Here is a 26161-nt window from a genome sequence, read left to right as displayed (position 1 = left end):
TGTTTTGGTTAACGACCATTGTGTAAACTGACTAAACGAGCAATAAAAACGGCGGGATAGAGAACCCCAGTCATTCCCTCTAAATTGGCCAGAACTCTGGCCAATTTACTGGTAGGAACGATATCACCGTAGCCCACCGTGGCCAGGGTAGTAAAGCTGAAATGAATTATATCCGCCTGGTTGACGGTTTTAGCGGCGGAGCTAAAGGCATCGGGGTCGAAAATCTGAACAATACTATAAGCGGATGCCCAGAAAAATCCTAGGAGAAAATAGACACAAATTCCCCCTTTGATGATATCGGATGTTACCTGTTCGGCGAGAATTAATTCTCGTAAAATCGAGTACACGCATAAACTAATAAAAGCGAGAGAAATTAATGTACTAGACAGATCGAACCAACCAGTTAAATCGCTATAAAGAGGGATAATCGTGCCGAATGCTCGCAGGAGGAGGGCAATTACAAACAGACCGATATTACATCTTAAAGCCAATTTACTGCGGTCAATCTGATAGACGGCGATGATCAGGGAGAGGGAGAAGAAAAAGAAAATCAGCCAATCTCCCAGGGGTAGATATACTAAAAATGGGTAAATAATGTAGAGCAAGACTAGATTTGCCAGCAGCCGATTGTATTTATTTTCTGTTGCCTGCGTCAATTGACGGAATTTCATAGCGGCGAACCTTTAATTGGTAATATCTCCTCCTGCTAATCAATTTTAAGGGTATTTATCTCCTATCTTCTTTCTGAATTTTCTTGCTTGAATAAACAGCGAGTTTGTATCTATTAGCCTCTAGAAGACTATTATAGAAGCTTGGCAAGAGCGATCGCTATCAAAAAATGGCAAACTTAGACTTATAGATAGAACTTTTCGGTAATTTTTTTATTAAGAATTGACCATAAATTTTAAAAAATATTGCGGATAACGAGAAACCCCTATTTCTTTCAATTAAGGAAAAAAGTGGCTCTTCTGGTTTCTGTGTGGAAACGAGGTCTATACTGGTCTATACTGATAGTCTATTTAACAAAATAGTCCTAAAAGTCTTTCCCAGTAAACATTTCACGATTTCATAAGCAAAAATTATCACACAAAGTCGAGAAGAGCCAAAAAGTTAGAGTCTGACGTTATTAACCCATAAAAGCCAAAAAACTCTACAATTAAGATTGGTGAGGTATCCTGCATATTGACAAGAGAATAACTCTTAATAATACTTAATGATTTTTAATAATTCCGCTATCCTAAATCAGACAAAATGGATATCAATTTACGGCCCCTGATCGAGACTCTTCCTTTTCACGATATCGATGAACTAGGGTCGCAGATGAGAGCTTTTCATTGGGACATGGTTCATCGACCGATCGAGGCGGGAAGTTTCGAGGGGGAACTGTTCGTAGCTCAAGTCGGGGGCATACAATTCGCCCGACCGATTTACAATCGAGGAATTCGTTCTCAGGGGGATTCTCCTCCTGGGACAATCACCGTCGGCATACCCTTGTCCACACCCCAGGTGTTCAAGTGGCACGGGTATTCCTTATCGTCGAATTCCGCTCTCTTGCAGAAAAGTTACAGGGGGATCGATATGCTTCGATCAGGAAACTTCCCCCTCGCTCTGGTTACTATCGATATCGATTCTCTGTTTTCCCTAGCCGAACAAACCGATCGTTCTCGGGTAGTATCTTTGATTACGGATTCAACCCTGGCAATTCAACCAGAGCCGACTGTCCTGAGACGATTTCGCTCTCATTTAAGATATATTTTTGAGCTTTTCTGGAGACAACCCCAGACAATTCTACAGCCAGCTATGCAATCGCTGATCCGAGAGGATTTTATCTCTCTGGTTCTAGATGTACTCGATTCCCATCAAAACGATCCGCCGCTGCGCCCTTCAATACGATATCCCTACATTAAACGAGCAGAGGAGATCTTACTGGACAATCTCGATCGCCCCCTCTCGATCCTCGATCTTTGCCAAGAACTGCACATTAGTGAACGTACCCTCCGTTACGGTTTTCAGGAATGTTTTGGCCTGGGACCTGCGACTTATCTCAAAATTCAACGTCTTAACGGGGTACGACGACAACTAAAAGCCTCTGCAGGTAAAGGAATTACCGTTAGTGCGATCGCCATACAGTGGGGATTCTGGCACATGGGTCAATTTGCCAAAGATTATAAGAAAATGTTCGGTGAGTGTCCGTCGGCAACTTTGCGAAATAATTCTTAACAAAATAAAAGTTAGATTTGCAGAATTTTGATAGTTTCTCCGAGCCTGCCAACGTTAAATATTAGTAGTAAATGAGGAGCAATTCTCTGAAAATCTCACGGGTTGACGCAAAGAAATTAACGCCAGAAGAAACAAATGACCAAGTCCCGCGCCAAGAATTAGAATTAGTGAGAACTTTGGTCACGGAAAAAGTCAAGGCGGGACAATTAAGACTTAATTATCTTTAATCGTCCCCGAAGAGCCAATTTTAGAAAAACTTAACGGGAAGAACTATCATGTTGACAAAAACTTTCAGCCTTCTCTCTGTCGGTTTAATCCTCGGACTAACCTCGATCGGGGTTGTTCCCGCTACTAAATATAAGGCTACAGAACTTCCGAAAAACTGTCAGTACCTCAAAGAAGTAGCCACTAATCAGACCCATATCCGCAAACAGATCGATGCCATAGGAAAGAATAACTTTAACACCGATTTCGCCATTCCCTCGGGGGTAAAATTTGCGTCTTTTAAGGGGGTAATGGTTCCCGAAAACGATGGCAAATACGGAGTGACGATCAATCTCAAATATCCCGATAATTCAGTCAATAGTGCCTTCAAGAAAAATGTCGAAATGAAACGGGGCGAAACCTATTCTTTACCCTTCCAATCACCGACGGGTAGACAGCCCTATCAGATTAATTTTAATATTAACGGAGCGAATAATAACGCCTACACGATTGCGGTAATGGCCTGTAAATAGTGATTGCTTTTATGCTTTTATTGATAACCCTCTGGAGAGGCACTCAAAAAGGCGATCGCTCGCTGACAGGAAAGTTTTCCGCTAGGGCTAAAGGTCGAGGTAGCTTTTGAATGGAAAGTCCCATAAAAAAGACATTCCCACTCACGGATATTTAACGCTTTCTTGCCACCAATATTCCCACAACAGGAACTTCGATGACAGGAGAAGAGTGAGGATGGCGACTCGATTAAATTTTTCTAGGGAGCGGTTTTCCCTACCCGGGTTAAAGCGTCTGCGATCCTATCGCTCGGCCTGGTTGCGGGGAGATATCATATCGGGGATCACCGTGGCGGCCTATCTCGTTCCCCAATGTCTGGCCTACGCGGAACTGGCTGGAGTACAACCGATCGCCGGATTATGGGCGATCCTACCGCCGATGCTTATCTATGCGATGCTCGGTTCCTCACCACAACTCTCCGTCGGGCCGGAATCGACGACGGCAGTGATGACCGCCGCCGCTATCATGCCCCTCGTCGCGGGGGATAGTAGCAACTACGCCAGTCTGTGTAGTCTATTGGCCTTACTCGTGGGGAGCGTCTGCTGCCTCGCCGCTTTCGCCCAGTTGGGTTTTCTCGCCGATCTCCTTTCCAAACCGATTCTCGTCGGCTACATGGCCGGAGTGGCGGTGATCATGATCGTCGGTCAGTTGGGAAAAATTAGCGGGATGTCACTGAAAGCGGAATCGCTTTTCGGACAGATCTGGGAATTTTCTCGACATTTACCGGAGATTCACCCACCAACTCTGATTCTTGCCGCCGCTGTTTTAATTTTCCTGCTATTGGTACAACGTCGCTTTCCCAATGTCCCCAGTCCTTTACTCGCGGTTCTACTGGCGACATCGGCAGTATATTTGTTTCATCTGAACGAGCGAGGCATCGCCGTGATCGGGGAAATTCCCGCCGGTTTACCGAGTTTGAAAGTACCGAGAGGCTTTTCTCCTCAGCAGTTCGTCTATTTACTCTCCTCGGCAATCGGTATCGCCCTCGTCGGCTATTCCGATAACGTCTTGACCGCGCGCGCGTTCGGGGCGAAAAACGACTATCGCATCGATGGCAATCAGGAATTACTCGCCCTCGGGGCGGTGAATATCGGCAACGGCATCATGCAAGGCTTTCCCGTCAGCAGTAGCGGCAGTCGCACGGCGATCGGCGATTCTCTGGGCAGTCGCTCGCAACTGTTTTCCCTGGTGGCTTTTCTGATCGTGATTTTGGTACTCTTGTTCTTACGCCCGATGCTATCCCTGTTTCCGAAACCGGCCCTGGGGGCGATCGTGATTTATGCCGCGCTCCGTCTGATCGAGATATCGGAGTTCAACCGTCTGCGTTGTTTCAAAACCAGTGAGTTCCGATTGGCGCTCGTCACCATGTTCGGTGTCCTGGCCACGGATATCCTCGTCGGGGTAGGGGTTGCCGTGGGGTTATCGGTGGTCGATCTGTTCACGCGGCTGATGCGACCACACGATGCGGTTTTGGGGGAAGTACCGAATCTGGCCGCCCTGCACGACATCGAGGATTGGCAGGGCGCAACGACGATCCCCGGATTGGTTCTCTACCGTTACGACGCGCCCCTCTGTTTCGCCAACGCCGAGAATTTTCGCAAACGGGCAATAGCGGCGATCGAGGCGGAGAAGGTCCCCGTCGAGTGGTTCGTTCTCAATGCCGAAGCGATTCTAGATATCGATATTACGGCGGTCGATATGTTGAAAGAATTACATCGAGAATTAATCGGCCGTGGTATTACTTTCGCCATGGCGCGGGTGAAGCAAGATTTATATCAGCAATTAAAAAAAGGAGACCTATCCGAGACGATCTCGACCGAACGTATTTATGCAACTCTAGAGAAAGCGATCGAGGCCTTTCATCATCGTAACTTACCCCAATCATCCGAGCCTCGATATTGACACTTTCACCGCTCATTCCTAGACAATCTAGGGGGAAATTCTCAGTTTACAGACCTAAACTAATACTACCAAATCATTACCCAAAAAAATAAACAGAAAACTTCTTACAGAAGTCGGGGAAGGGGTAAATTTTCACCTTTAACCTAGAATATGCGCCCCTTTTCCCGACAAAAGAGCGAGATTTTAGCCCCTGGCTCAAGGCTGACCATTAGTTGACACTCCCATCACACTAAGAGCTTCGGGATTCTTGGTTCAACGAGTCCACTTAAATTAACGCCAGTTCGGTTTAAGGGAATTTTGTCATAGCTTCCAGGAAAGAATAGGAGTTTCAGGCTACGGTAGCATCAGGGTTTTAGCTTATCCCGAACTGAGGTTAAATTAGATGCGTTGCGTTATCCAACCCAGAGGTGGTTCTCACGCTTGCGCGTTACTTTTCCTATGTCCCCCCCGTGTCCCCCGATGTGCATAGGGGCGCAACGCTTGCGCCCATAATGTAAGGTCGAGAAATAACAGGCTGATAGCTTAATGCTATAAATATTCTTCTACCAAAGCCTCGACCCTTCCTGTTTTAACCGCTTCCACCAAAGCGGCGTGATCTCGTTCTGTCTGCTCGGCATAAGCGATCGCAAATTCGCCCATGGCTAGATCGAACTGATCTCCTTTCCCCAAATAACCGCTAATAGTGGCTGCGTCTCCAGATTTGGCGTGGGCGCGGGCCAAAGTCCAGCCGCAGAACTCGGCGTAGCGTTGCAGTTGGACGGCCGATACTCCCTCAATGGGCAGGGAAAACTTCATATCCCGCAGTTGTCGTAAATAGAAGTTGTTGCCACCTCTTCCCTTGGTCCAGCCCAAAAATATGTCGCTAGAGGATTGCATCAATCTCTGGCCTGTAACTACCCGTTGTCCCTGATTTTCATACTGGCTCTTGGTGGTATAGGGTTCCAGAACCGAAGGGCAAGCCTCCTTAACTTGTAGGATGAGGGGATGGTTATCTTCCGAGAACAATAGGGCGATATAACATCTGGTGCCGACACTGCCAATGCCTACCACTTTCAGGGCAAAGTCCTCTAACTGGTAGCGATCAAACAGGACCCGGCGTTCCTCCGGCAGGGATTGGCGATAGTCTTCCAGACCCTCGCGCACGAGAGTCTCCCAATCCGGTTCGTTGACATGGTAGAGAATAGGCGGCTGATCGACAAAGCGATTGCGTCCGCCAGTTTGGGTGACAATCTTGGGGTAGAGATGTTCGATGATGCGCTCGCGGGCTTTTGCCATCATCTGTTCCCGCAACTTCCGCGTCTTTTCGTCGGGAGCCATCTCGATCGCCTGTTCTACTCCTATGCGCGTGTACCATACCTCTAACGGACTGAGGCGAGAATATTCCCGCAGGTGTTCTCGATAGGAACGAGCGCAATCGATCGCTGCCGCCTTCGATTCTCGATCGGATAAATCGCTATCCCTGCCGGCGATGACAAAGCTGACCACGAGACGCTTGAGATCCCATTCCCAAGGTGCGGGCAGGGTTTCGTCGAAATCGTTGATATCGAAGACTAAATTGCGTTCGGGGGTGGCAAAAAATCCGAAGTTCAACAGGTGGCAATCCCCGCAGGCCTGCACGATAATGTCGGTTTTGGGAGTGGAGGCCAGATCGTAGGCCATCAAGGCAGCGGAACCGCGCAGAAAGGTAAAGGGACTCCGCAACATTCGTCCGTAGCGGATGGGAATCAATTCCTGTAATCGCCCCCGATTTGATGCTTCGATGATCTCGATCGGGTCTCGACCAGCTGCGGGGGGTTGCCAGATAGCGTGACTAGAACGCAGCAATCGCTCCCGCAGAGATTTACCGATCTGGATGCGTTCCTCCCGCGAACGGAATCGAGCTTGAGAAGGTGACCGGATCGGGGTTTCTATTTGGTGGTTCATAGTGACTTTTTCCCCTGAATGAGATTAAATCCCTTGCTGTTAGATGACTAAATGAATACAAGCAATAGGAAATAGATAAGTCAAGAGTGATGGTTCCCCTTCTGGGATAACTTTCTAACATTGCCCCCTTTAGAGATAGCTTCTGATGCTCGGTTCAACAATTAATCTTCACTCGCTTCCTATCTGGGTAAGATCAACATCATCGATGACACATTTTTTCTGAAATGGCTATCCCTTAAATTTGCTTAACTTTTATCCCAATGGCAGCCCTGCCATTCCGATTGTATCTTGCTCAAAAATTGCTTGTGGAATGCTCGTAACAAAATTTTATCTCAAATGTCGGGCTGTCCATTAGTCACATCTTTCTTAACATTTCAAACTTTTGTAGCACAACGCTTTCAAGACTCGGTTAACAATTTGTAATATTCCTTGTTGACACCCTTACTGACAAAGAAAAAACTGAAATCAAGTCAGGATAAGGGTTGGAGTGCTTACTGAAAAAATTATTAAGAAAGATACCGATAAGGGATAGATTTTAGAGAAGGGATGAAACAAAGGCCAGCATAGAACAGCACTTCGACACATTTCGACACATTTCGACAGGCTCAATGTAAAGGCTCAATGTAAAGGCTCAGTGACACGAAGCACAACTAAGAATAAGTGTCCAGTCTCCTGACAAAATCTCGAATAACTTCTTCTTTTAAGGGTCTTGACCGTTCGGCTGAGCGTTCGACAAAAGCTCACGCCGAAGTCTCGCCGAACGTCCGAAGTCTCGCGGCCGAAGCCTGTAGTAGGTAAAATTTTTGGGCTCTACCGAACCTGTCATGTAACACTATCAACAACTCATGCTTGAAAAGCTTATATACTAAGGCTTTGAGTTTTTATTAGATTGATATTTATCAACTTTAGAGCATTGCTGGGCAGAGAGGGAACTTGAGGAATTTTCTACAGTGTAAGTTCGGAAGAACCAATTTTTGCAGGACCTAGACACACCAGTATTTGAAGCTAATACTTCAATTCAAGCACATTTATTTTGTCACCCCCCAACCCCCCGACATCGCAGGATGTACTCTCAGACAATTTCAAGAGAGATAAGCTTTTAATGGCTTGAGAGCAAGATTTATCAATCTATTCATAATAAATATTGGCAGAAGATTAAAGGTTAATTATTGTGACTAACTCTTTTGGTTAGAGAAAGATAAACTTGAGAATCTTCAGTAAAATTGATTGACTCAAAATCAGCTGTACTTAATTTAAATGGAACATCATCTAAGGGGATAGGGGAGTAAGATACCTGCTACGAATCAAGAAAAATGGTATCAAGGAACTGTTGGTGGGGTTGCTCAATCAAGGATTGAACTTGTTTTGGTGCTTTTTTGGCGGCGATGAGGATAAACTTGAGATTAGCGCTTATTATTCTACCCAACATCTATTTTTCCCTTCTTTTAATTTTCCTTGCTGATCTTCCACATTTCTTCAATAATTTGACCAATTATATCTCTCGATGAATGCACAAAAAATACCTCGTCTCTGTGGGCTAAAAATTCAGGCAATCACTCCCTATTCTCTCGCCTGGGCGCACCAGCGATCGCTGGTGGAGGCGAGAATTGCTAATCCCGACTTACCCGACATTTTGCTACTACTGGAACATCCTCCCGTTTACACCCTCGGTACTGGTTCAGATATTAAGTTTATTAAATTTAATCTTGACAAAACCGACAAAGAAGTGCATCGAATCGAGCGAGGAGGGGAAGTCACCTATCACTGTCCGGGACAGTTAGTGGGCTATCCGATCATCAATTTGCGCTATTATCAGCAGGATTTACACTGGTATTTGCGACAATTAGAAGAAGTCATCCTGCAAACTATTGCTATTTATGGATTGTCGGGGGAAAGAATCGGGGGCTTGACGGGGGTATGGGTAGAAGGGTATAAAATAGCGGCGATCGGTATTAAAGTTAGTCGTTGGATTACCTATCATGGTTTTGCCATTAATGTTTGTCCAGATTTAAGCGGTTTTGCCGAAATTATTCCCTGTGGGATTGCTAATAAACCCGTGGGCAGTTTACAGCAGTTTCTACCTAATATTAGTCTTATGCAAGTACAGCAAGATTTATCGAGAGTTTTCGCCTCAGTTTTCGGTGTGGAATTATTTTTTCTTGACAAGGATTAACATGAGCGATCACAAAGACCCAGAAAAACTCGCTGCGGAAAATAGGACTGATAACCCCGAAAATAACGGTAAAGCCAGTTTATCAGCCCCCGATGCCTCCGAATACGTCTCCTCCTTATCTTCCCGTAATCCTCTGCGTCAGCGCATCCTAGTATTAAAAGATCTTCGACCAGGTAACGCGGGGTTATTACTGGCCCCCCTGATGGTGATGACCATCGGCCTCGTCTTTAGCTGGGACTGGTTAGGCTTTTCTGGGGCGATAGTAGCGATATTAATATCTTTACAGGTGATTTTGCCCTCTATTCGCCAGTGGATCGCCCATTATCTCACCCCCTCTGAACGTCAGACCGTTTTCGCTTTTATCGTTTTTATAGCCGCTCTGGCTGGATTAGGGAAATATTTAGGAGTTTACGATCGCATATTGCGATGGTTAGAGAGTTTTAAATACGATGAGTTCGGTTCTTGGGCCGAGTGGGTGGGGGCCCTGGGACAGATTATGATCGCCGTGTTAGCTGTCTATGTGGCCTGGGAACAGTACGTTATCTCTAAGGATTTAACCATACAACAAAATCGCATTACCCAACAACAGACGATCGATTCCTATTTTCAGGGTATTTCCGATCTAGCCTTGGATGAGGAGGGATTTTTAGAAGATTGGCCCCAGGAAAGAGCGATCGCAGAAGGTCGCACCGCTTCCATCCTCAGCAGTGTCGATGCCTCCGGGAAAGCGAAAATACTGCGTTTTTTGAGTCAATCGCGGCTATTATCACCGATTAAACGCGATCGTTATCTGGGCCGACCGATTCTAGACGGGGAAGGGGGTTATGCGGAGGATCGAGAGTTCGGTACAAGAGTAGTACAATTGGGAGTAATGTTAGCGGGGGCCGACATTTCTGGGCAGGATTTGCGCTGGACCGATTTAAGCGAAGCGAATATGGTGCGGGCCGATTTAAGTTATAGCGATTTGGTAAAAGCAAATGTATCGCGGACAATTCTCTACGAAGCTAATTTAAGAGGGGCAGATATCAAGGGGATGCGTTTATTTTATGGTTCCCCAGAAAATGCTACCCCCCGCAGTCGTACCGTTCCCCCCAATTATGACAGCGGAGAACACACGGGAGCAGTGGTAGAAAATGTCAATTTTACTGGGGTGAAAAACATGAGCGAGGAACAACGTCACTATTGTTGTCGTTGGTGTGGGGAAAAGTCCCGCGCAACCATTCCGGGGGGATGTACTGATATTGCTAATCTTTTAGGTCGTTAACGGAGGCGGTGGGCGGTCGGCAGTGTTATAATCAGTGGTATTCATGGCCAATAATTACCACAAATTTATGAATCAAAAAGTCGTTATTCTTGCCACTGCTTCCGCTAGTTTATTAACCCTATTAGTTACCACTAACTCCGTACAAGCTGCGCCAGAGTCCTTTCATCCTATTTTCAATACCGAGAACTTAGGTGACATGATTATCGGCAAGACAACTGGGGAAGAAAATCCGATTTTTCGTCATCTTAATTGTAGTTGTGCCACCTGCACGCAATCCCTTAACTCCTCACTCAATTGATAATTTTCCGCCCCAACGATCCTGGGGGATAAAAGTCCGCTCTAGATTAATTTTTGCCACGGGTTCTGTGAGGGTAAATTCCCCCGATTCGATCAGTGCTTTTAATTCTAAAGCGGCTTCCCGGGACAGGGAAATACTAGCCAAAGGAGCCACCTTAACACTTTTTCCCTCGATCATAATCCGACCGCTTTTTAGTTTAGCGTAGGTGATTAAACCAAAGGTAGGACGGACTCGCCGAGGAATAGAAAAATCTACCACTGGAGCGACTATTTCCTCATCTTTTACCGCACAATGTCGAACAATTTCCTCGCTTAAAATCGGAATCGGTACTGCTACCCCCAACATTAAAGAAGCCCCATAATTTTTGAAATAACAACCCCGCACCCAGCGAGAATTCATTTGTTTAGCATCACCAATTAAGGCTAAGGTAGAAGCCGGTCCAATAGGAGTGCGATTTTGTAGGCGTTTTTGCAGGGGAAAATGTTGGGTTCCTTCCCAGGCAATATAACCGATTCCTCCCCCTAAAAAAATGCGCGTACCGATGCCTATAGCCTCTAAATCAGGGTCATTTAACAGGGGAGAAATGGCTCCGGGGTTAGAATAAACCGCATTACCTAATCGCGGCTGTAGTGGTCCTAAATAAGTATATAAAGTCTGCTCTCCCCCATTGACTCCGACGATAAAATTCTGGTAGAGATTGCGAGGATTAAAAAGATAAAATTGATTGATGGTATCCTTAGAAATAATCGTTTCAAAAGAAGTGCGAGGATAACAATCGGTGGCCTGGCCGACAGCGCGCAATTGAATCGATTTTCCGGCGATTAAATCCTCAATAATATGTCCGCCGCCCCTTTCAGGATTTTCTCCCTCTAAATTCTCATTTTTGGCCGCTAGATCACTAATAGCACTGGCTCCTAAGTATAAATCCACCGCCCCAAAACCGGCATAAGCAGGAATCCCATCTAACCAACATTGACGAATTTTTATCGGCGGATCCGTCTGACCTAAATTAATCATTGCCCCCGAAGATTCCATCGGTTCAAAAGTTCCCGTACAAACCACATCTACTTGGGAAAAAACCTCCTTAATTCCCATCTCGCTCACATGGCTTTTTAATTCCTCTACTGTCCAGACTACAGCCGTTTTTTTCGCAATTTTGTCGTTGATTTCAGCGATTGTTCTCATGATCAGAAATGGTGTCTCATTAATCAGTTATCGGTTTTCTCAGCTATCAGCATTTATTTTTAGATCGATGAGCCAAGTTTCTAGTTATGATCACCGTCCGAGTCACTGATGGCTGACGGCTGATAGCTTTTTCATTGTTTACTTGATATCAATTGTCCTCACAATCGATAAGATGAAAAAGGGAAAATTTACGATCGAAGCTTTTCTATGACAGTTACACCCGTTCCGGCCTCCTTTAATCCTGTTTCTGGTCTAGTTAACCGTATTCTCGGCATAAAACCGCTTTTTAACATCGCTCGCTATCAGGCGCGCAATATGATGATTAAAAGGGCCGAAAAACTAGGCGTACCTTGGCGGGAAACCGTCAAACAATGGCAGCAACGGGATTGGAGTCAGGAACTGCAAGCGGTAGAAAATCCCGATCTCGTCTATCCCGAATACTACGTTTGTTCTTTCCACGCTTACGAAAAGGGCAATTTAGACTGGTTGCCGGCTTTTGAGGTAGAATCTGCCGCCTATGCTGTCCATTCTACCATCTGGCCCGGGGCGGGGATTGACGGCGATCCGCGATTGCGACGGGAATATCACCAGATATTGAAGGAGCAAATCAAGGCAGAAATTAACGATATTGTGGATTTAGGCTGTAGTGTCGGCATGAGTAGCTTTGCGCTGCAAGATACTTATCCGCAAGCCAGGGTAACTGGGTTAGATCTCTCTCCCTACTATTTAGCCGTTGCCCAATACCAAGCTCAACAAAAACAAAAGACGATTCAATGGCAACACGCAGCCGCAGAAAAAACTCAATTACCCAGTCAGTCCTACGATCTGGTATCTTCGTTTTTAATGTTCCACGAACTACCCCAACAGACTACTAGAGAAATTTTCGCCGAAGCGCGTCGTTTATTGCGATCGGGAGGTTATTTGACGCTGATGGATATGAATCCGCGCTCGGAAATTTATCGAAAAATGCCCCCTTATGTCCTAACCTTACTCAAGAGTACCGAACCCTATCTCGATCAATATTTTACTCTCGATATCGAACGGGCATTAGTTGAAGCGGGGTTTCAAGCACCGATCATTACCCCCACCAGTCCCCGACACCGGGCGATTGTTGCGCAGGTTTCCGAATCATAATTTTGAGGTAATCAATGAAGATAATTTTTCGTCAAAGCTGGACAAGGATATTAACTATTGTCCCCCTATTCCTGTTAATTTTTGCCAGCAAAACCCTCGCTCATCATGCCATGGCAGGGGAAACTCCTGATAATTTTTTGAACGGATTTTTATCGGGTTTAGCTCACCCGGTTATCGGTTTAGATCATTTAGCTTTTGTGGTGGCTAGTGGTTTAATTGCTGTGGGGATGGAACAGGGTTTATTAATTCCGATCGCTTTTGCGATTGCTACTTTAATCGGCACAGGCATTCATTTACAGGGAATAAATTTACTGTTTCCTGAAGGAATTATTGCCCTTTCTGTGGTGATTTTTGGCGTGATTTTAACCCTGAAAAAAGGTTTCCAAAATCATTCTAATCTCTATACGATCGCTCTGGCAACTCTGGCAATGATTGCAGGAATTTTCCACGGTTATGCCTACGGAGAATCCATTATCGGGGCGCGAGTTGCCGCTTTAGTTGCCTATTTAATCGGTTTTACTGTGATCCAATTAGCGATCGCATCTGGGGCTTTTTTCCTTGGCAGTGTCATCAAGGAAAAATTAGCCCAGCAAGCGACTCTAATTAGCAAGTTCATCGGATTGGCAATTATGGCGATCGGTACAACTTTTTTAGTGGGAATTAAGTAAATTAATCTCGATGGGGCTAATTATTAATGGCTCTCTTGAGGTTATGGTGATCAGCAAATCTGGTCGAAGAAAGGGCGTACAATGATACGCCCCTACCAAACAAGTGCGGAAGAGCCGCTAAATCAAAAATAAGCCATAAATCTAAAAATAATCCTAGTTCCTATACCTACTATTTTTTTAGGTTTTCGAGGGGAAGTAACCAAACAGTTTTTGATAATCAGAGGCCAGATATCCTCGGTGAAAAAAACCTAATTCTTCGGCAATTTCATGAATTAATTTTGTCTGATTATTTTGGTGAAGAGATTGGTGTAAAGCATTAAGACGAAGCAATTTAAAATAATTGTAGGGAGACATTTGATAGAAGTCTTTAAATATATATTCTAAGGTGCGTTGACTTACTTCTAACTCCTGACAAATCGCTGGAATAGTAAGATCAGAACGCAGATTTTTTCTCATCATTTCTTCTGCTTTTTTGAGGATAGAGGTACGTCTGATAGCGTTTTTAGGAGTTTTAATATCTTTGGTTACTGCTAAGGTCAAAAGAAAATCTTTGACAATTTCTTCTTTTAATTTTTGTCTAACAAAATTCAATCTTATTGCTTTTCTTTGCCAAGATAGATGATCTAAATTAAATAGCATTTGATAAAGTTGATGACAAGATTGTTGGAGATGACAAATTTTTTCCGCTGGGCAAATCACAATAGAAGAATCGGAAGAATTTAAAAACTTTTTCGCTTCTGGTAACTCTAAAGTTTGGCACAATTTCTGAATATAATCATCATCAATGTAAAGCTGAAAACGATTAGAAAAAGGATGCTGAAAAACTGAAAATTCTGATTGAGGGGGGAGAATACCCAGATAGTTATTTTCTAATGGGTACAAATCTTGAAACAAGACAGGATTCACCTGAACAGGAATCGCCAAAACCCACATTTTAGAATGAATTATTCCTGCAAGTTTAGTTAAACAATTACGTTGAGATAACTCTAACATCACTTCATTAGTGATGAGCTTTGAAAGATACCCTTCAAAATTATCACCACTGAGTTGTAAAGCATTTAAGTCGAGAAATTCTCGATTCTGAAAATAGCGAGAAAAGTCACAAAAATATTCACTTTTAAAGGTTAATTCCTGAGAATCAATTAAAATATCGGTTTTACTGTCAAAAATAAACATCTATATATAACTACTTGGTTATTAAGTAAAATTAAACTTTTTTTGCCCATCAATTTAAAAACTTGCGTTTTTTGGATCATCTTAGCATAGAGGACTGAGTAGTATTGAGTTACAGCAAAGTTGATTTGTTAATTTTTTCCATCAGTGTAATCCCAGTTAAATCTCTCACTTTTTTCCGTTATCAATTACTAAGGAGATTTCGATGGCTAAACAATATATGCCCCTTGAAGATTGCTCTGGGTCTGCGGTATTGGGTGGAGAAATTCCTCAATTACGTCCCCCTGCATTTTCTGATGACTCAAAATATACCACATTTAGCTATACCTATTATCCAGGGATATCAGAAATTTACGAGGCTGTTGCTCCTAATATTAGCACTCGTTTCTATGCGATCGAAGCAGCTATTGATTTCTCCAAAGCTAAAGGGGAATTACAAGCTGTTCTGATAGCGCACGGCGGATATTTTGGTGAACATAGTTTCTACATCTATCAGGGAAAACTATGTTATGTCTATAACTGGTTAGGGCAGCAACAGAAGATCACTTGTGATCTTCCTCGTCTTAGTGGCGAGGTGACACTGAAAGTTGAATTTACCAAACCAGAGATAATCGCCCCTTCCGATGAAAAGTTGGGTGACAGCACGATATATAAGATGAAACTGTATATTAATAACATCGAACAAAATGTCGATATTATCAGAACTTTTTCCAATCATACTCCTAACTTCCTAATTCGATATAAACACGAGATTCCTGGCGAGTTTCAAGGTGCGAAGCTGCAAAAAATTATCGTTACCATTACTAATGATAAGTAGTCGGACATAAGTTTTCGCTGCTGTATAAAGTTTTGTAAATAGGGTAGAAAGCTGTATGCAACAGCGAAAACCGCCTATTTTACATTCCTTAAGATAGTGTTGTTTATTTATGTCCGACTACTTATAGTGCGATAAATGATGAGCAATCGTCAGCTTTTTGCTGTCAGTAAACAGTGAACACTAATCAGTGATCAGTAAACAGTAATCAGTGAAAAGACAGTAGGAAACTTCTATTTAATACTGCACACTTAAAACTCAAATCTGATAACTGATAACTTACCCACTGATAACTGATAACTGATAGCTGTCTCCCGTCTCGACTAGGAAATTAATTTTGCACGACTACTTATTTAGCCGAGCGAGCTAAACTTTTTGGCTGAGTTAAAGCTGAAAGTAAACGACACAGGGAAAGGGAGGCTCTCTCTCAACAAATTTCGGGGGCTATTTCCTTAAGTTGACAGCAATGAACGCTTGCGCCCAAAATGTAATATAGATATTTCTACAAAATTGAGATGCACCCATTCAAAATTACCCTTCAATCCAAAGTAACGGAACTAAATCATCGACAAAGCAGCATAAATCCGCAAAATCATAAGGATATTGATTAGACATTCTCTTAAAATCATGTTCTGGGATTGTTCTCATTTTTACCCCAGCAAGTTTTTGAAAATTTGTTATTGATTTAATCTGTTTATAATTATCGGTAGGGGTGATATGGATTATTACTCCATTACAAGCCATTTCCCAATGATTATTATAGGAACGATTCTGACGAGCTAGGGCTTTTTGTCCGCGACTGCCTATTTGAAACTCTTCGGGCTCCCTGATTCTTCCCCAAGGTTTTCTTCTAATCTTAAAACTGGTATTTATATGATTATTTTCTTGAATAAAATTTTTAATCTTTGCGGCTGTCCCTTTCGGAGAACAATCTGTCCAGTCATATTTCAAATGAATATGTGGTAGCTCTTGAGAAGTTTGTGGTTTAACCCCAATAATGATTAATCGTCGAGAAAATTCCCTGAGAAAATTTCGGAAGACTAACTCTGATGGTACAACTTGTGGAGATTTAACTTCTGTTCTATTTAGCAAAGGTTGAAAATGTTTAATTAGATATAGTTCAATTTCATTTAATTCTTCATTATTGCAAACTTGCCAAGCTATTCTTACAGGATAATCTTGATTAATTTCTTGTAATTGATATATACGATGATGATTTTTCCAGCGATTTAAAAGATTAACTGCTTGACCAATATAAAGAATTATATTTTGAGAATCGATAGCAAAATATATGGCCGAACAATCAGGAAGTTGATTTAAATTATCTAGTTCTACTGAAGACATTGCCAAAGGATCGAGCAGCATAAACCTAGTCTTATTTTATTTCCAAGATAATAATTTTGTGTAATTGCTATCAATTATAACTCATTGTTGGCTTAGTTTTTTAAGGTAAGGGTTTTAAAATTGCCGTAACCTTTATCCTGTATGCTTTTTAGCGAATAAGGTAAGCAGAACAGTGGCGATTCCTTAACCTCAAAATGGTCTTTTTGTACTAACAAATATGCGGGTAGAACGCTCAATGCGTTTGCTAGACTACATTTGAGACAATTTATCAAATTTTCGTTTCCAGAAATAAGCGAACGGTGAGTGATAAAATTCATGTCAGCGAAGAAGTCCGTCAAGCTGTGGGAGAAGAAGGAGTCTAAGATAGTTTATTTACATACTTACTCTCTCGACTTTACCTCGATTGAAAACTATTGAAAACTTTTGCCCAAAAGCCAAGTCTATCTTGGTAAAATTACAACCGAAAAATTATCCAGATTTAAACAAGGCTCCCGAAGAAGCTTTTAGGTCAGTCTCCAAGAAAGACACCCGTAATTGCTGCAATCACTGTTGTCATTATACCTCATCTTTCCGAGAAAAGCTGTAAGTATTTATAAAGTAAAATTTAAAATAAATAATGTCGTGGGTTGGTAGAGCTAAAATACTATATAAGATTTAAGGGAGTGTGGTCCGAATTATTCTAATCCCGATACCTGACAGGACTCCACCGAGAAGTAACTATTTTTTATATCCAGAAAATATAATGACAGAAATTTTGGGATCCCTATTTATTTTTTTAGTCTGTCCTATAATCGGGGGATTGCCTCTGATCGATTGGATAAATTATCTCGTAACTGGACGTAAATTATCCCAATTAGGCACTGGTAATATCGGTGTAACTGCCGCTTTTTACCATGGCGGTAAATTAGTAGGAATTTTGGCGGTAATTTCGGAAGCAGCCAAGGGAATTATCGTTATTCTCCTAACCCGTTGCTTTTTTCCCACCGGATCCACTTGGGAATTATTAGCTTTAATTGCCTTAGTCATGGGGCGCTATTGGTTAGGAAAAGGTGCGGGAACTACTAACGTTTTCTGGGGATTAATGGTTCACGATTTTGTCGCTGTTTTTCTCACCTCAATTATTAGTGGGATTAGCTTTACTATTTTTCGAGAAAAATCTACGGGTAGATTGGTAGGATTATTTTTATTAGCTTTAATTCTCACCTTGCGCCGTCCCCACGATTCAGGTTATATTATAACTGCCATTGCTTTAGCCTGTCTATTAGGGGCAATTTTTCAAAAAATAGCCGACGATTTAGACTTACCCGAAGCAAGTGTTAACAATGAATCAAAAACTATGTTTCGTTTTTTTCGTGGAGATCGATCGATCCAAACTCTTGATGACAATCTGGCAACTGTAAAAGTGGGACAAAAAGCCGCCACTCTAGCCTATCTTAAGCGTGCTGGTTATCCCATTCCTAGGGGTTGGATTTTACCACCGGGGGATGATCCACAACCGTTGATAGAATCCCTTAATCCTGATATCAATCATCCCTTAGTCGTGCGCTCTTCCGCTATTGGAGAAGATAGTGAAACCGCTTCATCTGCCGGACAATATACTACAATTCTTAACGTTGTCGATCGAGAAAATTTAGCGGCGGCGATTTTAAGTTGCCAAACCTCCTATAATAATCCTAATGCTGTTAATTATCGACTTGATCGAGGTCAAGAAAACACGGCCATGGCTGTGTTAATTCAAGAACAAATTCGAGGAGTTTTTTCGGGAGTTGCCTTCAGTCGTGATCCGATTAATCCTCTCAGTTTAGATGTGGTTATTGAAGCTTTACCCGGAGATGCCACCAGAGTTGTATCGGGAAGAATCACCCCCGAAAGTTATCGAGTTAATTTAGAAGAAAATATCATCATCGGAGAGGGAGATATTCCCCCGGCTATTATTCAACAGGTAGCTAATCTTTGTCGGCAATTAGAAACCCTTGATCATGGCATTCCCCAAGATATAGAATGGACTCATGACGGACAAAAATTATGGTTATTACAGTGCCGTCCTATCACTAATTTACAGCCAATTTGGACAAGAAAAATCGCTGCGGAAGTTATACCTGGAGTGATTCGTCCTTTGCCTTGGTCGATTAATCGTCCTTTAACCTGTGGAGTTTGGGGAGATATTTTCCAGTTAGTTTTAGACAAAAAAGCTATTGATTTGGACTTCAATGAAACAGCGACTTTACACTATCAAAGAGCCTATTTTAATGCTTCTTTGTTAGGAACAATTTTCCTTCGCATGGGATTACCTCCAGAAAGCTTAGAATTCCTGACCAAAGGGGCAAAGTTTACCAAACCACCGTTAACGACAACCTTGGCTAATTCCCCTGGTTTATTAAAACTTTTAGGACGGGAATTACAGTTAGAAAAAGACTTTAGCCAAGATCAAAAAACCTATTTTATCCCGACGCTCGAAAAAATTAACGCTACTTCCCTAGAAGCTTTATCTTCTGGGGAGATTTTAGGGCAAATTGAAGAAATTTTAACCGTCTTAAAAAAAGCTACCTATTATAGTATTCTTGCCCCTCTTAGCTTCGCTTTGCGTCGCAGTATTTCGCGAGTACCTTTTGAGAAATTAGATAACTCCCAAGCACCAGAAATAGCCTCAATGCGATCGCTATCTGAACTGAGAAAAAATACGCTTGATCGAGATTTTGACTCAGCTTTTTCCCTCTGGTTAGAAACCTACGGTTATTTAAGCGAAGTGGGGACTGATATTTCCATACCGAGATGGCGAGAAAATCCCCAAGAGCTGCTACAACTCCCCTTAGATAGTCCGGGTAATAATAGCCATAAAAAAGTTAAATCTTCCCATACTGTCCAAAAAAGATTAAATATCAAAAACCAGGTAACTGAAATTTACTCCCGTCTTTTAGCTCACCTACGCTGGCATTTTCTCGCTTTGGAAACCCTCTGGTTACAGCAGCAAATATTATCGGAGACGGGAGATATATTTTATCTAAATTACTCAGAAGTTACCCAGTTAGGTCAGAATAATAAAATCGCCAATCTTAATCAGATTATCCATCAGCGTCGCCAACAATTCCAAGAAAACTATCAATTAACCGATATTCCCTATATCGTTTATGGACAACCACCGAAAAAAGAATTTTTAGTTTCAAATTTAACTGCAAAAAAACGCTTACAGGGAATTGCCGCCAGTGGGGGGACAGTGGAGGGACGAGTCAAAATTATGCCAACCTTACAAAATCTAGAAATTGCCCCTAATACTATTCTCGTTATTCCCTATACTGACTCAGGATGGTCCCCTTTATTATCCCGGGCTGTGGGCATTATTGCCGAGGTGGGAGGACAATTATCCCATGGTGCTATTATTGCCAGAGAATACGGAATTCCAGCGGTTATGGATGTGCATCATGCCATGAAATTGTTAAAAGATGGTCAATTAATTCGTCTCGATGGTAGTCAAGGAATTATTGAAATTCTCTAGGCATTAGGGGACAAGCTGTTCCCTATCTGGGGTACTTAACATCTTCCCCAACAGCCAACTCCTAACATCCCTTTTGCCGAGGTTATCTGCCATTTTCCAATAAAAACCTTCTTTCGGCGCGAACAATTGCCTCTCTAGTGGCTAAAACTGCTTCCCTATCCACCGAAAGAGAAGTCACACCCCAAGCAATCAGATCATCGATAAGTTCAGGATACTGGACGATGGCCATGCCGCAAATGGAACAGGGAATCTGTAAAACTTTTGCTTGAGTGATAATTTGTTTTAAAGCTGCCCTGACTGCGGGATGACGGGCGTTAAAATATTCTGAGAAATGTTCTCGATCGCTGCCTAAAAGTAATTGAGTTAAATCATTAGTACCAATAGCGATTAACTGTACCCCTGCTTGCACATAATCCCTCAATTGAAAGATTACCCCCGGTACTTCCACCATTATCCCCAATTGGAAAGAAGGGACTTGAGTGAGTAAAGCCGACTGTACCCGTTGCCGGCAAAAAATAAATTCTTCAACCCCGCGGACAAAGGGAAGCAGTAAATTAATATTGCTGGCGCCGGTGGTTTGTACCCGTCGTAAAGCTTGCAATTCTAGATCGAATAGAGTCGGATCTAAAATATAACCATGGGTTCCCCGACTGTCTTTAGCCGAATGTTGAGCATCAAAAGAACGATAAAATAAAGGCTTAGGTTGGATACTAAGGGCAAATTGTGCGATTAAATCACTTAATCTCTCGATCAATGCTTCTTGATGCTCTGGTGTTAACCATTCTTCTAGATTACGCTGAGAAAGTAACTCTAAAATCATCCATTCTGATCGCAATAAACCGATCCCATCAATAGGCAGTTCTTGGATTCCGACAATACTTTCAGTTTGACTGAGATTAACCATCAAACGGGTAGCAATTGCCGTCCCGTCGGTTTCTCTGGGGGGTGGAGGGGGTAAGGAAATCTTTTCCTGAGATGCTAGAGAAATAATTCCCCTCGTACCATCTACTAAAATTATCTCGCCTGAGCGGATAATTTCCGTGGCATTTTTAACCCCGACAACGGCAGGAATGGCTAATTCCCGGGCTAAAATGGCTCCATGGCTAGTTAATCCCCCCTGTTCCGTGATCATTCCTCGAATTTGGCGTAAATGGGGCAGTTTTTTCGGAGGTAAATTAGTAGTAACCAGAATGCAATCCTGAAAATTTGCCTCTGGGGAGTCGAAATTGCCGATAACTTTTGCCACTCCCGATGCCAACCCCGGGGATGCCCCTAATCCTCTTAAGGGATAATGGGAGGTAGTAGCGGTGATTTCCTGACTGTGACAGTTAAGAATATAAATTTGACCATCCAGCATCATCAGCCATTCTATGCTGGTTAGAGTGGGTTTTTCCGCCAGTAGAGATTGAACCAGTTGACAAAGGCGATCGAGGGCGAAATTATCTAAACAGTAGCTTTCCTGTAAACTGGGCGCTAATAATTGTGGTGCAAGCAGATTACTGTCACTATTGAGATAATAAGCCCTGGATTTATTGCCTAATTGCCGACTGCGTAATTGACCAGAGCGATCGATAATATAGGTATCCGGTGCCACTTCTCCATTAGCTAAACTGTGTCCTAATCCCCAAACCGCCTGAATTTGCCAGTTATCCTCATTAATCAGCACATTTCCCGCACAATTGGCTGGTAATAACGGTTGTACCAGTAAAGATAATTGAATGTTTTCTAAACCAATTCCCACTTTTCGCCAATAAAATAGACTTCTGGCGGTGAATAACTCCGCCCAAGCTTGTTTTAGGGCATTTTCTAGATTATCTGTTTTAATTCCACTGATGGGGGCGGAAAATAAACCGAGAGTTCGCCGAGCTAGATGAGCAGGTAAGGAAAAGCGCCATACTAGGGTAGCCATGGATAATTGTGCCACGGCCGCCGCTAGTTCTTCTAACCAGAGAGGAGGAATTTGCGCTTGTAAAATGGCGCGCCGACTTTCTTTGGCAACTAATTGCAGAGCTTTTGCGTTATCTACGTCTAAATAGAGGGAAGACTGCGGAAAATCAGTCAGGAACGAGTCAGCATTATTGATAGTTTCCAAAAATTCCGCAAAAATGCGGTTAAAAATGGCAAATCCCCTGATAATTGGGTATCCTCGCTGGTGTAATTCACTGGCAATAAAAGCTTTTTCCCCCACCAGGGGGCGATCAGAAGCACTAATGTGATCGAGCCAGCAGAGAATGGTCACGGGATTTGTTAAGAATGGTGAAAGGATTATAAAATCATTGTGTGATTTTTGTAACTTTTTAGTTCTATCTGCTAGTTTAACTCACCGTCACTATCTTGAGGATGATCTGGGGAGTGGGGTGTGGGGTATGGGGTGTAGGGTGTGGGGTGTGGGGTGTAGGGTGTAGAGAGGGGAGAATAAATAAAAGCAATCTCCTAACTCCTATCTCCTGACTCCTATCTCCTGACTACTGACTCCTATCTCCTGCCTCCTGACTCTTGACTCCTATCTCCTGACTACTGACGACCGGCTCCTGATAGCTGATAAGATAGGATTCGGACAATATTCGATCGCTGCGAGAAATTGATGGACACACCTGCGAAAGTTTTGTTAGTGGATGACGAACCGGGGGTTCGTGAATCTGTGCAAGCATATCTACAGTACGGGGATGACTTCGAGGTAAGAACTGCTAGTAATGCTAACGAAGCCTGGGATTTACTCAATCAAGAAATTCCGGAATTAGTCATCTCTGATATTATGATGCCGCAGGTGGATGGCTATCAGTTTCTCAAGAAATTGCGCGAAGATGCTCGTTTTCAGACAATTCCCGTGGTTTTTCTCACCGCTAGGGGGATGACAAGCGATCGCATTCAGGGTTATAATGCTGGTTGTGATGCTTATTTATCCAAGCCTTTCGATCCCGAAGAATTAGAAGCATTAATCAAGTCTTTAATCGAGCGCCGTCGTCAATCCTTGCAAGCCACCAGCGAAAACGCTAGATTAGAAGAAATTGCCCGAGATATCCGGGAATTAAAACAGCAGGTGGGACAGCAGAACACTTTTACTACTACTCCCCCCCCGATTAAAATTGACCTTACCCCCCGGGAACAAAGTGTTTTAGATTTAGTAGCGGAGGGATTGATGAATAAAGAAATTGCCAGTCGTCTAGAAACCAGCGTCAGAAACGTAGAAAAATACGTCAGTCGCTTATTTAGCAAGACTGGTACTAATAGTCGCACGGAATTGGTACGTTTTGCCCTAAAACACGGTTTAACCAGTTAATATAGCAGCTAAGGACAAAGTAGCGGACGGGAGTGTCAATAACTGACGATAACAAGCAACTGAATTACCGATGGAAAACGTTTCATCAGTTCATCTTATGGCTTCTGGCGTTGAAACAAATTTTGTTTTAGAGCGAACCTTCGAGCAAGAGCAGAATAGGAGGATATGTCAACCATGTTAAGCACTGATCTAGAGATAAGACTAGCAACTTTAGAAGCTGAAGTAGCACTGCTTAAGCGTTTGCTACCTACTGTCAGCGAAACTCCCTGGTGGGAAAAAATTGTCGGCACTTTTGCTGACGATCCGGTTTACGAAGAGGCAATGCAGTTTGGTCAAGAGTACCGCCAGTCTCTAAAACCTTTAGCCGAGGAAGCATCCGAATCCTGAAATGTATCTCCTTGACACCGATGACCCTTACTTTTAATCCAGAAAAATACAAAGAATTACTAGCTCGCCATTTACCTAAAGTTATTAAAACAGAGGCAGAAAATGAAAAAGCTTTGGCTATTGTGGAAGAATTAATGCACCGTCAGCAGCGAACTCCCGAAGAAGATGAACTTTATGAGCTTCTAATTTTTTTAATTGAGAATTTTGAAAAAAGCTTTTATCTACAGGAATCAACCACACCTCATTCTATGTTATTGTTTTTGATGGAACACCAAGGCGTTAATAAGAAAGACATAGCCAGAATCCTTGGCTCTGACAAAATTGCCTCTAGTTTAATTGAAGGAAAAGGGTCAATTACCCAAGAACAGGCGAAATTATTAGGACATTTCTTTCATGTAGATTATAGTTTGTTGATGTAGATACGATCCCCTCTAGCTTGTCGGTTGGGTTGAGCGATTTAATACTTAGGAGAAAACTGCTCGATTCAATAATTTGAGCTAAAACCCAATATTTTTAAAGACATCGGTGCAGTTTCCCGCAAGTGTCGCTCATTTTTGATAGACAAAAGTTATTGCTGTCACCCCCAACACAAGTTTACTGTCCCACCCGCCAAATTTTGATAGTTTTGTCCCAACTCCCACTAGCTAAATAGCGGCCATCGGGACTATATACTACTGACAAAACCACATGAGAATGACCAGTAAGGGTACGCAATTCTTTTCCCGTTGCTACCTCCCAAATTTTGATAGTTTTATCACCATTCCCACTAGCTAAATAGCGGCCATCGGGACTATATGCCACTGACCAAACACTACCAGAATGACCAGTAAGAGTACGCAATTGTTTGCCCGTTGCTACCTCCCAAATTTTGATAGTTTTGTCCCAACTCCCACTAGCTAAATAGCGGCCATCGGGACTATATGCTACTGACCTAACCCAGTTAGAATGACCCGTAAGAGTACGCAATTGTTTTCCCGTTGCTACTTCCCAAATTTTGATAGTTTTGTCCCAACTCCCACTAGCTAAATAGCGGCCATCGGGACTATATACTACTGACCTAACCCAGTTAGAATGACCAGTAAGAGTACGCAATTGTTTTCCCGTTGCTACTTCCCAAATTTTGATAGTTTTGTCACCACTCCCACTAGCTAAATAGCGACCATCGGGACTATATGCTACTGACCAAACACTACCAGAATGACCAGTAAGAGTACGCAATTGTTTGCCCGTTGCTACCTCCCAAATTTTGATAGTTTTGTCCCAACTCCCACTAGCTAAATAGCGGCCATCAGGACTATCTGCTACTGAGTAAACCGAGCTAAAATGACCAGTAAGGGTATGCAATTGTTTTCCCGTTGCTACTTCCCAAATTTTGATAGTTTTGTCATTACTCCCACTAGCTAAATAGCGGCCATCGGGACTATATACTACTGATTGAACTGAGTCAGAATGACCAGTTAGGGTTTTATCGAGAAAACTATGTTCTGAAATTTTTTTTCTTGTGGTGAGTTTATTGGTGGGTGAGTTTATTGGTGCAATTTGAGGATTTACTTCTTGACTTTTAAAATAACCGTAACCTTGCGTTATTCCTACTCCTAATAACAAAACGCCACTGAGTGCTATTAATCCATTTCTCTGATTATTATTTTTAACCGGTTGTGCTGGTGTTTTTTTGGGTACAGGTGCGGGTGAAACCGGCGGAGAAGGATTAATCTTAGGAATAACTGGCGGTTGTTTTTGAGTTACAACAGGCTGCGGATTTGGTGCTGGTGGAGATGGTCTATTAGGAGTTATAGTAGGTGACTTTAATTGCCGTTCAATCTCATCCAAACGTTGTAAAATAACCCTAGTATTAGCTGGCCTATTTCTGGGTAATCTTCCCATTAACTCATCAATAAAATCCAACAATAACGGGTGAATATTTTCCGTTTCTTCTCGCCAGGGTAAAACATCATTAATCGGATCATAAATTTCTAAAGGATGTTTTCCGGTTAATAAATGTACAAAAGTTCGTCCTAAAGCATGAAAATCTGATTGAATCACCGCTTGGCCATGTTGTTGTTCATTGGGTGTATATCCGGCTGAGGTAATACCTGTTACTTGTTGACCTTTGAACTTTTGATGATAGG

At 42.7% G+C, this 26161-nt stretch carries 21 protein-coding genes; 14 read left to right on the top strand and 7 right to left on the bottom strand.

The features are described 5' to 3' along the window. Window positions 1-8: 8 nt before the first annotated feature. Window positions 9-671: a potassium channel family protein gene (locus tag MiAbW_RS13755; protein WP_151696574.1), complete on the bottom strand. Its 663-nt coding sequence runs from the start codon at window positions 669-671 to the stop codon at window positions 9-11. 580 nt (window positions 672-1251) lie between these two features. Between MiAbW_RS13755 and MiAbW_RS13750 the strand changes: the two genes are divergently transcribed. The 4 genes from MiAbW_RS13750 to MiAbW_RS13740 all read left to right on the top strand — a co-directional run bounded on the left by MiAbW_RS13750 (window position 1252) and on the right by MiAbW_RS13740 (window position 4896). Then, a complete protein-coding gene (locus MiAbW_RS13750; protein WP_151696573.1) occupies window positions 1252-2220 on the top strand; it encodes a helix-turn-helix domain-containing protein in 969 nt (322 codons plus the stop codon). Between the two features lie 71 nt (window positions 2221-2291). Next, complete coding sequence (locus MiAbW_RS19615) at window positions 2292-2447, top strand: hypothetical protein (RefSeq protein WP_172967376.1); 156 nt, start codon at window positions 2292-2294, stop codon at window positions 2445-2447. Between the two features lie 48 nt (window positions 2448-2495). Beyond that, window positions 2496-2957 carry a hypothetical protein gene (locus MiAbW_RS13745; RefSeq protein ID WP_151696572.1) on the top strand — a complete coding sequence of 154 codons (462 nt, stop codon included), beginning with the start codon at window positions 2496-2498 and terminating at the stop codon, window positions 2955-2957. 214 nt (window positions 2958-3171) lie between these two features. Continuing rightward, window positions 3172-4896, top strand: coding sequence for a SulP family inorganic anion transporter (locus MiAbW_RS13740; RefSeq protein ID WP_151696571.1), 1725 nt, complete (start codon window positions 3172-3174; stop codon window positions 4894-4896). 528 nt (window positions 4897-5424) lie between these two features. Here MiAbW_RS13740 and MiAbW_RS13735 read toward each other — a convergent pair. Beyond that, window positions 5425-6819: a DUF2252 domain-containing protein gene (locus tag MiAbW_RS13735; protein WP_151696570.1), complete on the bottom strand. Its 1395-nt coding sequence runs from the start codon at window positions 6817-6819 to the stop codon at window positions 5425-5427. Window positions 6820-8323: 1504 nt separating this feature from the next. Between MiAbW_RS13735 and lipB the strand changes: the two genes are divergently transcribed. The 3 genes from lipB (at window position 8324) to MiAbW_RS13720 (ending at window position 10554) form a co-directional block, all read left to right on the top strand. Then, window positions 8324-8992: a lipoyl(octanoyl) transferase LipB gene (gene lipB / locus MiAbW_RS13730; protein WP_151696569.1), complete on the top strand. Its 669-nt coding sequence runs from the start codon at window positions 8324-8326 to the stop codon at window positions 8990-8992. A 1-nt stretch (window position 8993) separates the two neighbouring features. Continuing rightward, the gene (locus MiAbW_RS13725) at window positions 8994-10256 is read left to right on the top strand and encodes a pentapeptide repeat-containing protein (RefSeq protein ID WP_151696568.1); all 1263 of its coding nucleotides are present in this window, start codon (window positions 8994-8996) and stop codon (window positions 10254-10256) included. A gap of 67 nt (window positions 10257-10323) precedes the next feature. Beyond that, a complete protein-coding gene (locus MiAbW_RS13720; protein WP_151696567.1) occupies window positions 10324-10554 on the top strand; it encodes a hypothetical protein in 231 nt (76 codons plus the stop codon). Here the strand turns inward: MiAbW_RS13720 and MiAbW_RS13715 are convergent. After that, a complete protein-coding gene (locus MiAbW_RS13715) occupies window positions 10543-11739 on the bottom strand; it encodes a homocysteine biosynthesis protein (protein ID WP_151696566.1) in 1197 nt (398 codons plus the stop codon). The genes MiAbW_RS13720 and MiAbW_RS13715 overlap by 12 nt on opposite strands. Window positions 11740-11946: 207 nt before the next feature. Here MiAbW_RS13715 and MiAbW_RS13710 point away from each other — a divergent pair, with 207 nt between their 5' ends. Further along, window positions 11947-12873: a class I SAM-dependent methyltransferase gene (locus MiAbW_RS13710; protein ID WP_151696565.1), complete on the top strand. Its 927-nt coding sequence runs from the start codon at window positions 11947-11949 to the stop codon at window positions 12871-12873. Window positions 12874-12887: 14 nt separating this feature from the next. Then, window positions 12888-13541, top strand: a complete 654-nt coding sequence (locus tag MiAbW_RS13705) for a HupE/UreJ family protein (protein WP_151696564.1) — start codon at window positions 12888-12890, stop codon at window positions 13539-13541. A 177-nt stretch (window positions 13542-13718) separates the two neighbouring features. On the opposite strand, the gene MiAbW_RS13700 is transcribed toward MiAbW_RS13705, so the two are convergent. Next, a complete protein-coding gene (locus MiAbW_RS13700; protein ID WP_151696563.1) occupies window positions 13719-14717 on the bottom strand; it encodes a helix-turn-helix domain-containing protein in 999 nt (332 codons plus the stop codon). Window positions 14718-14919: 202 nt separating this feature from the next. On the opposite strand from MiAbW_RS13700, the gene MiAbW_RS13695 reads away from it, so the two are divergent. After that, on the top strand, window positions 14920-15531 hold the full coding sequence (locus MiAbW_RS13695; protein ID WP_151696562.1) for a hypothetical protein: 612 nt from the start codon (window positions 14920-14922) through the stop codon (window positions 15529-15531). A gap of 528 nt (window positions 15532-16059) precedes the next feature. Here the strand turns inward: MiAbW_RS13695 and MiAbW_RS13690 are convergent. After that, window positions 16060-16893: a GIY-YIG nuclease family protein gene (locus tag MiAbW_RS13690; RefSeq protein ID WP_151696561.1), complete on the bottom strand. Its 834-nt coding sequence runs from the start codon at window positions 16891-16893 to the stop codon at window positions 16060-16062. Between the two features lie 721 nt (window positions 16894-17614). Here MiAbW_RS13690 and MiAbW_RS13685 point away from each other — a divergent pair. Continuing rightward, window positions 17615-20365 carry a glycerol-3-phosphate acyltransferase gene (locus MiAbW_RS13685; protein ID WP_151696560.1) on the top strand — a complete coding sequence of 917 codons (2751 nt, stop codon included), beginning with the start codon at window positions 17615-17617 and terminating at the stop codon, window positions 20363-20365. Window positions 20366-20447: 82 nt separating this feature from the next. On the opposite strand, the gene MiAbW_RS13680 is transcribed toward MiAbW_RS13685, so the two are convergent. Continuing rightward, complete coding sequence (locus MiAbW_RS13680; RefSeq protein ID WP_151696559.1) at window positions 20448-22604, bottom strand: putative PEP-binding protein; 2157 nt, start codon at window positions 22602-22604, stop codon at window positions 20448-20450. 345 nt (window positions 22605-22949) lie between these two features. Between MiAbW_RS13680 and MiAbW_RS13675 the strand changes: the two genes are divergently transcribed. From MiAbW_RS13675 to MiAbW_RS13665, 3 genes are all read left to right on the top strand, one after another. Continuing rightward, the gene (locus tag MiAbW_RS13675; protein ID WP_002795661.1) at window positions 22950-23645 is read left to right on the top strand and encodes a response regulator transcription factor; all 696 of its coding nucleotides are present in this window, start codon (window positions 22950-22952) and stop codon (window positions 23643-23645) included. Window positions 23646-23819: 174 nt separating this feature from the next. After that, on the top strand, window positions 23820-24032 hold the full coding sequence (locus MiAbW_RS13670; protein WP_149977555.1) for a hypothetical protein: 213 nt from the start codon (window positions 23820-23822) through the stop codon (window positions 24030-24032). A gap of 20 nt (window positions 24033-24052) precedes the next feature. Continuing rightward, the gene (locus MiAbW_RS13665; protein WP_151696558.1) at window positions 24053-24451 is read left to right on the top strand and encodes a helix-turn-helix domain-containing protein; all 399 of its coding nucleotides are present in this window, start codon (window positions 24053-24055) and stop codon (window positions 24449-24451) included. 175 nt (window positions 24452-24626) lie between these two features. Here the strand turns inward: MiAbW_RS13665 and MiAbW_RS13660 are convergent. Continuing rightward, the coding region (locus MiAbW_RS13660; RefSeq protein ID WP_151696557.1) for a WD40 repeat domain-containing protein at window positions 24627-26161 on the bottom strand (1535 nt) is incomplete at its 5' end.

Origin of the sequence: Microcystis aeruginosa NIES-4325 (genome assembly GCF_008974145.1) — a bacterium.
GTDB lineage: Bacteria > Cyanobacteriota > Cyanobacteriia > Cyanobacteriales > Microcystaceae > Microcystis > Microcystis aeruginosa_G.
This window is presented reverse-complemented; position numbering and strand designations above follow the sequence as displayed.

Excerpts from the sequence above, each read along its gene's own strand:
- MiAbW_RS13755 (WP_151696574.1), bottom strand. The coding sequence starts at position 671 with ATGAAATTCCGTCAATTGACGCAGGCAACAGAAAATAAATACAATCGG.
- MiAbW_RS13750 (WP_151696573.1), top strand. The coding sequence starts at position 1,252 with ATGGATATCAATTTACGGCCCCTGATCGAGACTCTTCCTTTTCACGAT.
- MiAbW_RS19615 (WP_172967376.1), top strand. The coding sequence starts at position 2,292 with ATGAGGAGCAATTCTCTGAAAATCTCACGGGTTGACGCAAAGAAATTA.
- MiAbW_RS13745 (WP_151696572.1), top strand. The coding sequence starts at position 2,496 with ATGTTGACAAAAACTTTCAGCCTTCTCTCTGTCGGTTTAATCCTCGGA.
- MiAbW_RS13740 (WP_151696571.1), top strand. The coding sequence starts at position 3,172 with ATGGCGACTCGATTAAATTTTTCTAGGGAGCGGTTTTCCCTACCCGGG.
- MiAbW_RS13735 (WP_151696570.1), bottom strand. The coding sequence starts at position 6,819 with ATGAACCACCAAATAGAAACCCCGATCCGGTCACCTTCTCAAGCTCGA.
- lipB (WP_151696569.1), top strand. The coding sequence starts at position 8,324 with ATGAATGCACAAAAAATACCTCGTCTCTGTGGGCTAAAAATTCAGGCA.
- MiAbW_RS13725 (WP_151696568.1), top strand. The coding sequence starts at position 8,994 with ATGAGCGATCACAAAGACCCAGAAAAACTCGCTGCGGAAAATAGGACT.
- MiAbW_RS13720 (WP_151696567.1), top strand. The coding sequence starts at position 10,324 with ATGAATCAAAAAGTCGTTATTCTTGCCACTGCTTCCGCTAGTTTATTA.
- MiAbW_RS13715 (WP_151696566.1), bottom strand. The coding sequence starts at position 11,739 with ATGAGAACAATCGCTGAAATCAACGACAAAATTGCGAAAAAAACGGCT.
- MiAbW_RS13710 (WP_151696565.1), top strand. The coding sequence starts at position 11,947 with ATGACAGTTACACCCGTTCCGGCCTCCTTTAATCCTGTTTCTGGTCTA.
- MiAbW_RS13705 (WP_151696564.1), top strand. The coding sequence starts at position 12,888 with ATGAAGATAATTTTTCGTCAAAGCTGGACAAGGATATTAACTATTGTC.
- MiAbW_RS13700 (WP_151696563.1), bottom strand. The coding sequence starts at position 14,717 with ATGTTTATTTTTGACAGTAAAACCGATATTTTAATTGATTCTCAGGAA.
- MiAbW_RS13695 (WP_151696562.1), top strand. The coding sequence starts at position 14,920 with ATGGCTAAACAATATATGCCCCTTGAAGATTGCTCTGGGTCTGCGGTA.
- MiAbW_RS13690 (WP_151696561.1), bottom strand. The coding sequence starts at position 16,893 with ATGCTGCTCGATCCTTTGGCAATGTCTTCAGTAGAACTAGATAATTTA.
- MiAbW_RS13685 (WP_151696560.1), top strand. The coding sequence starts at position 17,615 with ATGACAGAAATTTTGGGATCCCTATTTATTTTTTTAGTCTGTCCTATA.
- MiAbW_RS13675 (WP_002795661.1), top strand. The coding sequence starts at position 22,950 with ATGGACACACCTGCGAAAGTTTTGTTAGTGGATGACGAACCGGGGGTT.
- MiAbW_RS13670 (WP_149977555.1), top strand. The coding sequence starts at position 23,820 with ATGTTAAGCACTGATCTAGAGATAAGACTAGCAACTTTAGAAGCTGAA.
- MiAbW_RS13665 (WP_151696558.1), top strand. The coding sequence starts at position 24,053 with ATGACCCTTACTTTTAATCCAGAAAAATACAAAGAATTACTAGCTCGC.